The sequence below is a fragment of the Kitasatospora sp. NBC_01266 genome, from assembly GCF_036242395.1.
Classification (GTDB): Bacteria; Actinomycetota; Actinomycetes; order Streptomycetales; family Streptomycetaceae; genus Kitasatospora.
Window position 1 is genome coordinate 5,231,448 of sequence record NZ_CP108458.1, and the last position, 12,186, is coordinate 5,243,633.

Below are 12,186 nucleotides of genomic sequence, written 5' to 3' on the forward strand. Positions count from 1 at the left end.
GCATGACTGATGATCAGAGCGTCGGCGGGATCCGGGTACTGCTCGCCGAGGACCAGGGGATGGTCCGGGAGGCGCTGGCCGCGCTGCTCGGGCTGGAGGGTGACATCGACGTCGTCGCGCAGGTGGCGCGCGGGGACGAGGTGGTCGACGCGGTCCTCGCTCACCAGGTGCAGGTGGCGGTGCTGGACATCGAGATGCCCGGGATGACCGGCATCGAGGCGGCGGCCGAGCTGCGGCGGCGCAGCCCGGGCACCCGGGTGGTGATCGCCACCACCTTCGGGCGCCCCGGCTACCTGCGCAAGGCGATGGAGTCGGGGGCGGACGCGTTCCTGGTCAAGGACGCGCCGGCGGCCGAACTGGCCGAGGCGGTGCGGCGGGTGCTGCGCGGTGAGCGGGTGATCGACCCGACGCTGGCGGCGGCGGCGCTGGCCGAGGGCGCCAACCCGTTGACCGGGCGGGAGCTGGAGGTGCTGGCGGTGGCCGCGGACGGCGCGGTGAACGCCGACATCGCCCGTCGGCTGCACCTGTCCGAGGGCACCGTGCGCAACTACCTCTCGATGGCGATCCAGAAGACCGGCGCCCGCAACCGGGCCGAGGCGGTCCGGATCGCCAAGGAGAAGGGCTGGATGTGACGGTCCGTCGGCGCCCGGCTCAGTTCAGCCGGTGCCGGGCCGCTCTGGCCTCCTGGCGGACCCGGGCGGCGGATTCGGGGTCGAAGGCGTCCAGGATCCGCGCGTAGTCGTCCATTTCGGCCGCGCCGCGCAGGAAGTCGCCGGTGCGGACCAGCAACTCGGCCCGCTCCAGGCGCAGCTGCGCCGGGTGGCGGGGCAGCAGCAGGGACAGCTCGGTCGCCCAGAGCTGGACCCGGGCCTGCTCGGGCCGCTCGGCCGCCCAGGCCCGGATGTTGCCCAGCACCCGCAGGGTGAGGTCCAGCGGCTGGGCCGGCGTCAGGAGTTCGGGCGTGAAGCGGTGCCCGGCGGCGATCACGATGGTGGCGGCGTCCTCGGAGGAGAGCAGCCGGCCGCCGTGGAACGGGTCGGCCAGCACGTACTCGTCGCCCGGCTCGGGCCCGCCCACCGCGACGATGAAGTGGCCCGGCAGCGCGATCCCGTGCACGGTCAGCCCGGCGCGGGCGGCCACCGCCGACCAGACCAGCGACAGCATGATCGGCAGCCCGCGGCGGCGCCGCAGCACCTCGGGCAGCAGCGAGGACTCCAGCCGCCGGTAGTCCGACGGCCGCCCGTGGAAGCGCTCGCGCCCGCCCAGCACCGCCGCCAGCAGCGCGGCGGTCTCCTCGGGGGTGGCCGGCGCGCGCTCGGCCACCGCGCGGCGCACCGTCGCCGCGTGCCGGTCCAGCGCGGCCTGGCAGGCGGCCAGCAGCGCCTCCAGGGTCGGCGGCGGCTGCGGGTCGTCGTCCTGCGGCCAGCCGGAGTCGGCCAGGGTGTGTTCGGCCGCGGCCAGCAGGCAGAGCAGCACCGGATCGGGCTGCTCGGACCTGGCTTCGGCGCGGAAACGGGCTCTGCTCTGCTCGGTCACGGTGGCTGCGGCGGCTTTCGTGCGTGACGGCTTTCGGCGTACGGGGGCTCACGGGTTCCGGTCTGCGGTTACCCGTCCGGGCAACGGCGTCTGCCGGGAACCTACGCGGACGGCTACGCCTGTGGAAGACGGGCGTAGTGGTAAGTGTGACTGGTCGTGAAGCCGAGGCCGTCATAGAGCGTGAGCGCACCGCTGTTCTCGGCCTCCACCTGCAGGTAGGCGCCGTGCGCGCCCTCCTCGGCGGCGCGCGCCGCGAGCACCGCCATCAGCGCCGTCGCCAGGCCCTGCCGACGGGCCTGCGGGCGTACCTCGATGGCCCCGAAGCAGGCCCACGGGCCGTCGATCACGCACCGTCCGATCGCCAGCGGCACCGGGCCGTGCGGGTCGGCCACGGTCGCGAACCAGACCGAGGGGCCGCCGTGCAGCACCTGCTGGGCGGCCCGGTCCGCGGCCGGGTTGTCGCCCGCCCGCCGGTAGGCCGAGAGCCAGTCGGCGCCCGCGGTGCGGGACAGCCGCACCCGGTCCGTCGCGCCGCTGCCGCGGCCGGCCCTGACCAGCGGGGCCAGCGGCGCGGTGCGCACGTGGGTGGGGGAGTACTGGGCGCCCAGCCGGTCCAGCTCCTCGGCCAGCCCGGCCGGCGAGCCGGGGAGCGTCACCTCGACCCAGGCGGGCAGCGCGCGCTCGGCGTACCAGGACCGGACCCGGTCCAGTGCCTGCGGCAGCGGCAGACCGGGGTCGCCGAGCGCCTGCGCCGAGTTGGCCCGGCGGGTGAAGCCGGCCGAGGCCCGCAGCGTCCACTCGCCGAGCCGCTGCTGCTCGACGGCCGGCCAGCCGCGTGCGGCGATCCGCTGCAGCTCGACCGGGTCGGTGGCGGGCAGCGGCGCGGTCCGGGCCGGGAAGAGCGGGACGACCTTTCCGGCGACCAGGCGATTGACCGGAATCCGCGTTTCGGAGCGGTCCCTGGCGACTACGATCAGCTCATGATCGTTCCACGAAGTGAGCACACCGATCACATCGCGGAACGACGCCCGCCCGGTGGCCGGGTCCACCGGCACCTCGATCCGCCGCACGGACACGCGTCGTCCCACGTCAGAGGGTTCTATCCGGACCTCGGGGTTGGCGCCGACCGGAATCGGGGTGCCGCTCAAGCTGACCTCCGGTGCATTTGTGGTCTCTGACCCGCGATACTAGGGGCGGGCATCGACGACGCCGCGCTCACCCGCGCACGCAAGAAGATAGTTTGGGCACCGGCCCAACCGAGGAGGAACGACAGCGTGACCTACGTCATCGCGCAGCCTTGTGTCGACGTCAAGGACAAGGCGTGCATCGAAGAGTGCCCGGTTGACTGCATCTACGAGGGCGAGCGCTCGCTCTACATCCATCCGGATGAGTGTGTCGACTGTGGCGCCTGTGAGCCGGTCTGCCCCGTCGAGGCGATCTTCTACGAGGACGACACCCCGGAGGAGTGGAAGGACTACTACAAGGCGAACGTCGAGTTCTTCGACGACCTCGGTTCGCCCGGTGGTGCCTCCAAGCTCGGCCTGATCGAGCGGGACCACCCGTTCATCGCCGCCCTGCCGCCGCAGAACCAGGACGAGCACTGAGCCAGTGAGTACCAACGCACCGCGCGCGCCGTTCCCGGGACACCCGGGGGCGGCGCGCCGCGTATCCGATCTGTTGCCGGTCTTCCCCTGGGACAAGCTGGAGCCCTACAAGGCGACGGCGCTGGCCCACCCGGACGGGCTGTGCGACTTCTCCGTGGGCACGCCGGTGGACCCGGTGCCCGAGCTGATCCAGAAGGCACTGGCGGCCTCCAGTGACACTCCTGGCTACCCGACCGTCTGGGGGCCGCTGGAACTGCGCGGGGCGATCACCGACTGGCTGCGGCGGCGCTGCGGCGCCGAGTTGGAGCCGACCGCGGTGCTGCCGACCGTCGGTTCCAAGGAACTGGTGGCCTGGCTGCCCGGTCAGCTCGGCCTGGGCCCCGGTGACCAGGTGGCCTACCCGCGGCTCGCCTACCCGACCTACGAGGTCGGCGCCCGGCTCTGCGGCGCCGAGGCGGTGGAGTACGAGGACGTCGCGGAGCTGGATCCGGCGCGTGTGCGGCTGCTCTGGCTGAACTCGCCGTCCAACCCGACCGGTCGGGTGCTGACGGCCGACCAGCTGCGGCGGGCGGTGGCCTGGGCCCGGGAGCACCGGGTGCTGCTGGTCAGCGACGAGTGCTACCTGGAGCTGGGCTGGGAGGCCGAGCCGGTCTCGGTGCTGCGCGCCGACATCTGCGGCGGCTCGCACGAGGGGCTGCTCGCTGTGCACTCGCTCTCCAAGCGGTCCAACCTGGCCGGCTACCGCGCCTCCTTCGTGGCGGGCGATCCGGTGGTGGTGCGCGAACTGCTGGAGATCCGCAAGCACGGCGGCATGATCGTGCCGGCTCCGGTGCAGGCGGCCACCATCGCGGCGCTCGGCGACGACGCGCACGTGGCGGAGCAGCGTGCCCGGTACGCGGCGCGGCGGGCGGCGCTGCGGGCGGCGCTGGAGGGCCACGGGTTCCGGATCGAGCACTCCGAGGCCAGCCTCTACCTGTGGGCCACCCGCGACGAGCCCTGCTGGGACACCGTGGCGCACCTGGCCGGGCTGGGCATCCTGGTGGCGCCCGGTGACTTCTACGGGCCGGCCGGTGAGCGGTTCGTCCGGGTCGCCTTCACGGCGACGGACGAGCGGGTCGCGGCGGCGGTGCGGCGCCTGCGCGGGTGACGGCGGGCTGATGGTCGTGGGCCGACTGTCGCGGGCTGACCGCGACGGGCCGGCGGGAATGCGACAGCGGATGGCAGCTGACAGATTTCAGATTCTGTCAGCTGCCATCCGCTTCTTGTCATCCGTCGGCCGTCATCCGCCCGCAGTCAGCCGCCCGCCGCCGTCGTCCGGCGTCAGCTCCCGCGTCGTCAGTCCACCGTGGGCAGGTGCTGCGTGGTCCCGCCCAGCCCGCCGAGCAGGTTGCTCACCGCGCCCAGGTCCGGCAGGCCGCCCAGCCGGTGGGTGCTGTCGCCGGTCTGGTCGCTGAGCTGCTGCAGGTGCAGGGCGTCGGCGGCCTGGGCCGGGTGCAGCAGGTCGCCGGTGTTCGGCGCCCCGTGGGCCAGCTGGTCGGTGCTCGGCAGGGCGCCCAGCTGCTGGGTGGCGGGGAGCTGACCGGCCAGCTTGTCGACCATCGGCACCGAGCCGAGCGTGTTGCCGGTCGAGGGCAGCGAGCCCGTCAGGCGGTCGGTGGCGGGCAGCGCGGAGGCCAGCCGGTCCTCGCTCGGCAGCGACCCGGCCAGGCTGCTGGTGGCCGGAATCTGCCCCGCCAGCTGGCTGGTGGCGGTGACCGGGTGGTTCAGGGTCTCGGCGTTCACCACCTTGTCCACCCCGGTCACCGTGGGCGGGGCGGGCAGCGAACCGACGCCGGACAGCGGCGAGGCGGGCAGGCCAGGCATCGAGGACGTGGCCGGCATCGACCGCTGCGCAGCGCTCGGCAGGACGCCGCCCAGCGGCGTCAGGGCGGTGAGCTTGCCCAGCTCGGCCAGCTGGCCGTCGGTCGCCGTGGTGGAGCCGTCGTGGTGGCCGAGCGGGCCGAGCAGCTTCTCGCTGTCCGGCAGCTTGTCGCTGGCGGCCGTGGCGGCGGCATCGGTGGCGGCCGGCAGCGCGGTCCCGCTCAGCACCGCGCCGGTGGTGCCCAGCGCCTGGCCCAGCTGGTGTGCCTCCCCCTTCAGGTTCGAGTGCGAGGTGACGCCGTCCAGCCTGCTGATCCCCTGGGCGAGGTCGGTGCCCTGCGGCACCAGCTGGGAGGCGGACGCCGACCCGGCGGCGACCAGCGGGGTCGCACCGGCCGCGACGAGCAGTGCGGCCTGGGCGATCCGGCGTGAGAGGGGGAGGGACATGGTGCTCCTAAGAAGTGACGACACGACAGGTCCGCCGGGCGGACGCCGTGATTACCGCTTGAGGAGCGAGAAGGTTTCGGCGGGCCAAGGTAAAGGGCGACTAAAGATCGCATGATCGCTTTTCTGTCGAACCGGGCGTGGCGGCGCCGCCACGCCCGGTCGAAGAAACGTCACTCCCCTTGCCTGGCCCCTCCGGTGCGTCGACGGACGATCAGCCGGGCGACGGCCGTGGCGGACCGCTCCACCCTGATGGACGCGTCCAGGTGGCGCGGCCTGATTCACCCGTCGGAGGGGCGCTCGGCCGGGTATTCGTCAACATCCCTTGACGGGGTGGCCCTTCCCGCCGGATTTCCCGGGCGGTGCGTCACTTCTTCCCGGTGGGCATCCCGAGCGTGACCAGCACCTGGCTCGTCGTCGTCCCGGTGGCCTGGGTCTGCCAGCCGGAGGCCGAGCGGTCGATCCGCCAGCCCTTGCCGTCGTAGGCCACGGTGCCGATGCCCAACTCCTGGGCGTGCGCCACCGCCCACTGCGCCACCGCCCAGCCGCTCTGCGTCTGCGCGTCCGCTCCGGGGTCGGTGTCGGCCGACGGGTCGGGGGTGAGCGCGAGCGTCGTCCCCGGCGTGCCGTTCCCGCTTGCCGGGGCCGCGCTGACCGCCTGGCCGAACTCGCGGCGGACCCGGTCGGTCAGCTGCCGCGCCGTGTCGGAGGTGGTCGCCGGTCCGGCCGTGGGGCTCGGCGAGGAGTCGTCGCTGTCCGCGGTGAGCGGCTGCGCGAACTCGTGCACGGTGCAGCTGAACGCGGCCGGGGCCCGCCCGGTCAGCGCCTCGGCCAGCGCGGTGGCGTTCGCCTCGTGCTTGGCGTACGCGCCGGGGTAGCCGCTCTTCTGCACGTCCTGCGCCGCCTCGGTGAGCGGCAGCCGGGCGTAGCCGGGTACCTTCACCAGCGCGTCCAGGAACTTGTTGGTCGCGTACACCGGGTCGAGGATCTGCTGCTCGGTGCCCCAGCCCTGGGAGGGCCGCTGCTGGAAGAGGCCCACCGAATCACGGTCGCCGCCCGGCAGGTTGTGCAGCTTGGACTCCTGCAGCCCGGTGGCCAGCGCGATGGTCAGCGCCCGCTCCGGCAGCCCGCGGGAGATCGTCACGGCGGCGATGGTCGCCGCGTTCGAGCCCTGGTCCAGGTCCATCGGGATCGGCTGACCGCCGGCCGGTGTGACCTCGCACTGCTCGGCCGCCAGCCCGTTGTAGTTGCGGTTCCACAGCACCAGGCCCGCGATCACCGCGCCGACCAGTAGCACGGCCGTCAGCAGCCAGCGCAGCGGTCGCCGCCGACGCTGACGGCCACGGACCGTCTCCTCCTTGTTGGCCACCGTGGCCCCTCTCACCTCGCGTTGTCCTGGCACACCGTACTCAGTCACCACCGGTGCGGACGACTGTGCGGTCCCAGCTGGTTGCGTTCCGCCACCTGCCGGACCGCCGGCGTGTGCCGTCCGGGCCCGGTCGGATCGCCCCGGTTAGGCTTGCCGACCATGAGCAGCCTGCCGGAAACCAGTGTCCCGACCGCCCTCGACCTGACCCTGGACGGAGGTGCGCTCACCGCCCGGTTGGTCGACTTCCCCTCGGTCAGTGGCGATGAGCAGGCGCTCGCCGACGCCGTCGAGGCCGCGCTGCGCGAACTGCCGCACCTGACGGTCGATCGGTACGGCAACAACGTGGTGGCCCGCACCCATCTGGGCCGGGCCGAGCGGGTGCTGCTGGCGGGTCACCTGGACACCGTGCCGATCGCCGACAACGTGCCCTCCCGGCTGGACGGCGACCTGCTCTGGGGCTGCGGCACCGCCGACATGAAGTCCGGGGTGGCTGTCCAGCTCCGGCTGGCCGCCACGCTGCCCGCGCCCAACCGCGACCTGACCTTCGTCTTCTACGACTGCGAAGAGGTCGACGCGGTGCGCAACGGTCTGGGGCACCTGGTGGCCCAGCACCCCGACTGGCTGGCGGCCGACTTCGCGGTGCTGATGGAGCCCAGCGGCGCGATGGTCGAGGGCGGCTGCCAGGGCAGCCTGCGGGCCAGGATCACGCTGACCGGTGTCCGGGCCCACTCGGCCCGCAGCTGGCACGGCGACAACGCCATCCACCACGCCGCCGAGGTGCTCGGCCGGCTGGCCGGCTACCAGGCGCGCCGGGTCGATATCGACGGCCTGGAGTACCGCGAGGGCCTCAACGCGGTCGGTATCAGCGGCGGCGTGGCCGGCAACGTGATCCCCGACGAGTGCGTGGTGACCGTCAACTTCCGCTACGCGCCCGACCGCACGGTGGACCAGGCCGAGGCGCACCTGCGCGAGGTCTTCGCGGGATTCGAGCTGGAGCTGGTGGACATCTCGCCCGCCGCGCTTCCCGGTCTCTCCCAGCCGGCCGCCCAGGCCTTCCTGGCCGCCACCGGGGGCGAGGCCCGGGCCAAGTTCGGCTGGACCGACGTGGCGCGGTTCAGCGCGCTCGGCGTGCCCGCCGTCAACTACGGCCCCGGTGACCCGAACCTGGCGCACAAGCGGGACGAGCACGTCTCGCTGGCGGCGATCGCCGACGTCGAGCGCAAGCTGCGCAGCTGGCTCGGCGGCGCCGAGTAGCGCGGCACGCGGCGCCGCCCGGGCCGGGTGGCGCCGCCCGATCGGCAAAGGCGTCGCCGTTCCGTCAGCTGCCCGCCTGCCGGAGGTTCCCCGTCAGGCACCCCCGCCGGGCGTAGAGTTTCGTCATGACAGGGACATCAGCGCAGGACGGCGCAGACGAGCGGCGCTTCGGGCACGGCCCGGAGCTGGTGGAGCCGACCCCCGAGGGGGAGCGGCCGCCGAAGAGGAGCTGGCCGGAGAAGCGGAAGGGCCCGGTGCTGCTGCGCCGGGACCAGGTCGAGCCGGGCACCACCGACCAGCGTCTGCTGGACACCACCGGACCGACCGATTGGCTGCACACCGACCCCTGGCGGGTCTGGCGGATCACCTCGGAGTTCGTCGAGGGCTTCGGCGCGCTCGCCGAACTCCCCACCGCGGTCAGCGTCTTCGGCTCGGCCCGGACCCCGGTCGACTCGGCCGACTACGCGGCCGGCGTGGCGATCGGGCGGGCGCTGGCCGAGGCCGGCTTCGCGGTGATCACCGGCGGCGGGCCGGGCGCGATGGAGGCGGCCAACCGCGGCGCCTCGGAGGCGGGCGGTCTCAGCGTCGGGCTGGGCATCGAGCTGCCGTTCGAGCAGGGGCTGAACGAGTACGTTGACCTGGGCCTGAACTTCCGCTACTTCTTCGTCCGCAAGACGATGTTCGTGAAGTACGCGCAGGGCTTCGTGGTGCTGCCCGGGGGCCTGGGCACGCTGGACGAGCTCTTCGAGGCGCTGACCCTGGTGCAGACGAAGAAGGTCACCCGGTTCCCGGTGATCCTCTTCGGCTCGGCCTACTGGAGCGGCCTGGTCGACTGGCTGCGGGACACCCTGGTGGCGCAGGGCAAGGCCTCGCCGGCCGACCTGGAGCTGTTCCACGTCACCGACGAGATCGACGAGGTGCTGAAGATCCTCGCCGAGTCCCGGCGGCCCAGCGGGGAGATCTGAGGGAGGTCGGTCCGCGCCGCCGGGCGTCCTAGGCCAGCCCCCGGCGGGCCACCGCCGGGGGCCGGACGCCCTGGATCGAGGCGACCATGTCCAGCACCTGCCGGGTCTCGGCCACCTGGTGCGCCCGGTAGATCCGGGCGCCCAGCCAGGCCGAGACCGCGGTGGTCGCCAGGGTGCCGAGCAGGCGCTGGTCGACCGGCTGGTCCAGGGTCTCGCCGACGAAGTCCTTGTTGGAGAGCGAGACCAGCACCGGGAACCCGGTGGCGGTCATCTCCGGCAGCCGCCGGGTCGCCTCCAGCGAGTGGCGGGTGTTCTTGCCGAAGTCGTGCCCGGGGTCGATGATCAGCGCGTCCCGCCGCACCCCGAGCGCGGCGGCCCGCTCGGCCAGGCCGACGGTGACCCGCAGGATGTCCGCCATCACGTCTTGGTAACCGATCCGGTGCGGCCGGGTGCGCGGCTCGGCGCCGCCGGCGTGGGTGCAGACCAGGCCCACGTCGTACCGGGCGGCCACCTCCGCGAGCTTGGGGTCGACCCCGCCCCAGGCGTCGTTCAGCAGGTCCGCGCCGACCTCGCAGACCGCCTCGCCCACCTCGTGCCGCCAGGTGTCCACGCTGATCACGGCCTCGGGGTGGCGCTTGCGCAGCTCGGCCACGAACGGCACGGTGCGCCGCAGCTCCTCCTCGACCGTCACCTCCTCGCCGGGGCCGGCCTTGACCCCGCCGATGTCCAGGATCGCCGCGCCCTGGGCCATCGCCCGCTCGGCGGCGGCGAAGGCGGGCTCGTCGGCGAACGTGGCGCCGCGGTCGAAGAAGGAATCCGGGGTGCGGTTGACGATGGCCATGATGACCAGCTCATCCGCGCCGAACTCACGCGGTCCCAGGCGCAGTGCCACCCTCGCTCCTTCGGCCCTCGCGGGCTGGTATCGCAGTATCGCCGGTATCGAAACCAGGGGGACCCTGGTGCGATGATGGGGCCCCGGCCTTTCCCAGGGACCCATGATCCCTCACACGGCCGCATACTCACGTGTCGGGAGGACAGCTCGTGTTCTGGGTGATCGTGGTGGCGATGGCCGTGGTGGTCGGCGGTGCCGCGCTGGTGGCGCTGGGCGGCGGTGGTTCGCTGCCGGAGGCCGTGCACGACCGGATCGCGGCCCGGCTGCCGCAGGAACGTCCGCTGAGCCGGCAGGACGTGGACGAGATCCGGCTGCCGATGGCCGTGCGCGGCTACCGGATGGACGAGGTGGACGACGTGCTCGACCGGCTCGGCGCCGAGCTCGCCTACCGCGACTCGCGGATCGCGGAGCTGGAGGCCGCGGTGGCGGTGCGGGGCGGCGCGGCGGACCCCGGTGCCGAGGCCGGCCGCGATGCCGTCGATGAGGCCACCGATGAGGCCGTCGGCGGGCGCGGTGCCACCGTGCCGGACACGCCCGAGCACGCGGGGCAGGAGTGACGATTCTCGAGCCCGGCCCGGACGGCCTGCTGCGCTGCCCCTGGGGCGAGTCGACCGACGATTACCGGGTCTACCACGACACCGAGTGGGGCAAGCCGGTACACGGCGACGACGCCCTGTTCGAGCGGATCTGCCTGGAGGCGTTCCAGTCGGGGCTGTCCTGGATCACCATCCTGCGCCGCCGGGAGGGCTTCCGGGCCGCCTTCGCGGGCTTTCGGATCGCCGAGGTGGCGGCCTTCACCGAACAGGACGAGGCCCGGCTGCTGGCGGATCCCGGGATCATCCGCAACCGGCTGAAGATCGCCGCGGCCGTGGCCAACGCCCGCGCGGCCCAGGCCCTGGACGGGGGCCTGGACGCGCTGGTGTGGCGGTTCGCGGGCGATCCGGACCGGCCCGCGCCGCGGAGCCCGGCCGAGGTCCCGGCGATCACCCCGCAGTCCACGGCGCTGGCCAAGGAGCTCAAGCGGCAGGGCTTCCGGTTCGTCGGCCCGACCACCGCCTACGCGCTGATGCAGGCCTGCGGGCTGGTCAACGACCACCTGGCCGACTGCCACGCCCGCTGACCTGCCGCCAGCCGCGCTACCGGCCGAGGTGGCTACCGGCCGACGTACTTCGGCGTCTCCTTGGCCAGGAAGGCGGCCACCGCGATCCGGTGGTCCTCGCTGGCCCCGGCCAGGGTCTGCAGTTCGTTCTCCTTGTCCAGCGTCTCGCTGAGCGAGTGCGAGGCGCCGAAGTCCAGCGCGGCCTTGATCGCGCCGTACGCCACGGTCGGTCCGGTGGCCAGTCGCAGTGCGAACTCGCGGGCGGTGGCGGCGAGTTCGGCGGACGGGACGACCTGGGTGGCGAGCCCGAGGGTGAGCGCCTCGGCGGCCTTGACGGTGCGCGGGAACATCAGCAGCTCGGTCGCCCTGGCGTGTCCGACCAGCCGGGGCAGCGTCCACGACGCGCCCGAGTCGGTGGTCAGTGCCACGCCCGCGAACGAGGTGTTGAACCCGGCGGTCTCGGCGACGATCCGGAAGTCGCAGGCGAAGGCCAGCGAGGCCCCGGCGCCGGCGGCGACCCCGCCGATCGCGGCCACCGTCGGCTTGCGCATCCCGGCCAGCGCCCGCACCAGCGGGTTGTAGTGCTCGGCGACGGTCTTCAGCGGCGGCTCGCCGGTCTCGTCGGCGCGCCGCAGCAGCCCGAGGTGCTCCTTGAGGTCCTGGCCGACGCAGAACGCCTTGTCGCCGGCCCCGGTCAGCAGCACCGCGCGCACCGCCGGGTCCGCCGCCGCCTCGGCCACGGTGTCCCGCAGTGCCACCTTGGTCGGGACGTCCAGCGCGTTCATCGCGTCCGGGCGGTTGATCGTGATGACGGCCAGCGGACCGTCGAGCTCGTACAGGACGGAGTCGGACATGTGTGAGGGCTCCCAACCGATCGGTAACACCACGGACCTGAGTCAGCATGCCGGAGCTCGCCGGGCGGCGGGAGTGTGAGGTAGCGCACCTTTGCGGCCCCTTGCGTGCGGTCGGCCACCCGATCGCCTGTCGGGTCCCGTTCGGCCGGATGCTAGCGGGCTCGGGCAGGCCTGGCGCGGCAACTGATGCGTCTTCGCCCGGTCGGGTGAGGGGGGATCTGAGGCGGAATCAGCTGCTCTGTGATGGTGTGCTCCCGGGTGCGGAAAGAGTGATGTTGGTCATCGGGGCGTCGAATGCGGGATAATGGC

Annotated in this window: 13 protein-coding genes; 7 read left to right on the forward strand and 6 right to left on the reverse strand. The window is 73.4% G+C overall.

The window, feature by feature from the left end; all coding sequences use genetic code 11:
• The first annotated feature begins 2 nt into the window (after window positions 1–2).
• Window positions 3–632: a response regulator transcription factor gene (locus OG403_RS22890; protein ID WP_329567305.1), complete on the forward strand. Its 630-nt coding sequence runs from the start codon at window positions 3–5 to the stop codon at window positions 630–632.
• Between the two features lie 19 nt (window positions 633–651).
• On the opposite strand, the gene OG403_RS22895 is transcribed toward OG403_RS22890, so the two are convergent.
• On the reverse strand, window positions 652–1,536 hold the full coding sequence (locus OG403_RS22895) for a transglutaminase-like domain-containing protein (protein WP_329567307.1): 885 nt from the start codon (window positions 1,534–1,536) through the stop codon (window positions 652–654).
• Between the two features lie 113 nt (window positions 1,537–1,649).
• Window positions 1,650–2,669 carry a GNAT family N-acetyltransferase gene (locus OG403_RS22900; RefSeq protein WP_442911084.1) on the reverse strand — a complete coding sequence of 340 codons (1,020 nt, stop codon included), beginning with the start codon at window positions 2,667–2,669 and terminating at the stop codon, window positions 1,650–1,652.
• A 141-nt stretch (window positions 2,670–2,810) separates the two neighbouring features.
• Between OG403_RS22900 and fdxA the strand changes: the two genes are divergently transcribed.
• Window positions 2,811–3,140, forward strand: coding sequence for a ferredoxin (gene fdxA / locus OG403_RS22905; protein ID WP_266294097.1), 330 nt, complete (start codon window positions 2,811–2,813; stop codon window positions 3,138–3,140).
• A gap of 4 nt (window positions 3,141–3,144) precedes the next feature.
• Window positions 3,145–4,287 carry a succinyldiaminopimelate transaminase gene (gene dapC / locus OG403_RS22910; RefSeq protein ID WP_442910959.1) on the forward strand — a complete coding sequence of 381 codons (1,143 nt, stop codon included), beginning with the start codon at window positions 3,145–3,147 and terminating at the stop codon, window positions 4,285–4,287.
• A gap of 188 nt (window positions 4,288–4,475) precedes the next feature.
• Here dapC and OG403_RS22915 read toward each other — a convergent pair whose 3' ends face one another.
• Window positions 4,476–5,447, reverse strand: coding sequence for a hypothetical protein (locus OG403_RS22915; RefSeq protein WP_329567315.1), 972 nt, complete (start codon window positions 5,445–5,447; stop codon window positions 4,476–4,478).
• 364 nt (window positions 5,448–5,811) lie between these two features.
• Window positions 5,812–6,828 carry a hypothetical protein gene (locus OG403_RS22920; RefSeq protein ID WP_329567317.1) on the reverse strand — a complete coding sequence of 339 codons (1,017 nt, stop codon included), beginning with the start codon at window positions 6,826–6,828 and terminating at the stop codon, window positions 5,812–5,814.
• Window positions 6,829–6,972: 144 nt separating this feature from the next.
• Here OG403_RS22920 and dapE point away from each other — a divergent pair, with 144 nt between their 5' ends.
• Together dapE and OG403_RS22930 are read left to right on the forward strand one after the other, a co-directional pair.
• Complete coding sequence (gene dapE / locus OG403_RS22925; protein WP_329567319.1) at window positions 6,973–8,067, forward strand: succinyl-diaminopimelate desuccinylase; 1,095 nt, start codon at window positions 6,973–6,975, stop codon at window positions 8,065–8,067.
• A gap of 125 nt (window positions 8,068–8,192) precedes the next feature.
• The gene (locus OG403_RS22930) at window positions 8,193–9,032 is read left to right on the forward strand and encodes a TIGR00730 family Rossman fold protein (protein ID WP_329567321.1); all 840 of its coding nucleotides are present in this window, start codon (window positions 8,193–8,195) and stop codon (window positions 9,030–9,032) included.
• A gap of 28 nt (window positions 9,033–9,060) precedes the next feature.
• Here the strand turns inward: OG403_RS22930 and folP are convergent, their stop codons facing one another.
• On the reverse strand, window positions 9,061–9,873 hold the full coding sequence (gene folP, locus OG403_RS22935) for a dihydropteroate synthase (protein ID WP_329572465.1): 813 nt from the start codon (window positions 9,871–9,873) through the stop codon (window positions 9,061–9,063).
• Between the two features lie 200 nt (window positions 9,874–10,073).
• Here folP and OG403_RS22940 point away from each other — a divergent pair, with 200 nt between their 5' ends.
• Both OG403_RS22940 and OG403_RS22945 read left to right on the forward strand, forming a co-directional pair.
• Window positions 10,074–10,481, forward strand: coding sequence for a DivIVA domain-containing protein (locus tag OG403_RS22940; protein WP_329567323.1), 408 nt, complete (start codon window positions 10,074–10,076; stop codon window positions 10,479–10,481).
• Window positions 10,478–11,044, forward strand: a complete 567-nt coding sequence (locus OG403_RS22945) for a DNA-3-methyladenine glycosylase I (protein ID WP_329567324.1) — start codon at window positions 10,478–10,480, stop codon at window positions 11,042–11,044. The genes OG403_RS22940 and OG403_RS22945 overlap by 4 nt, the downstream gene beginning before the upstream one ends.
• A 32-nt stretch (window positions 11,045–11,076) precedes the next feature.
• Here the strand turns inward: OG403_RS22945 and OG403_RS22950 are convergent, their stop codons facing one another.
• Entirely contained in the window at window positions 11,077–11,877 is an 801-nt protein-coding gene (locus OG403_RS22950) for an enoyl-CoA hydratase-related protein (protein ID WP_329567326.1), read from the reverse strand.
• Between the last annotated feature and the right edge of the window lie 309 nt (window positions 11,878–12,186).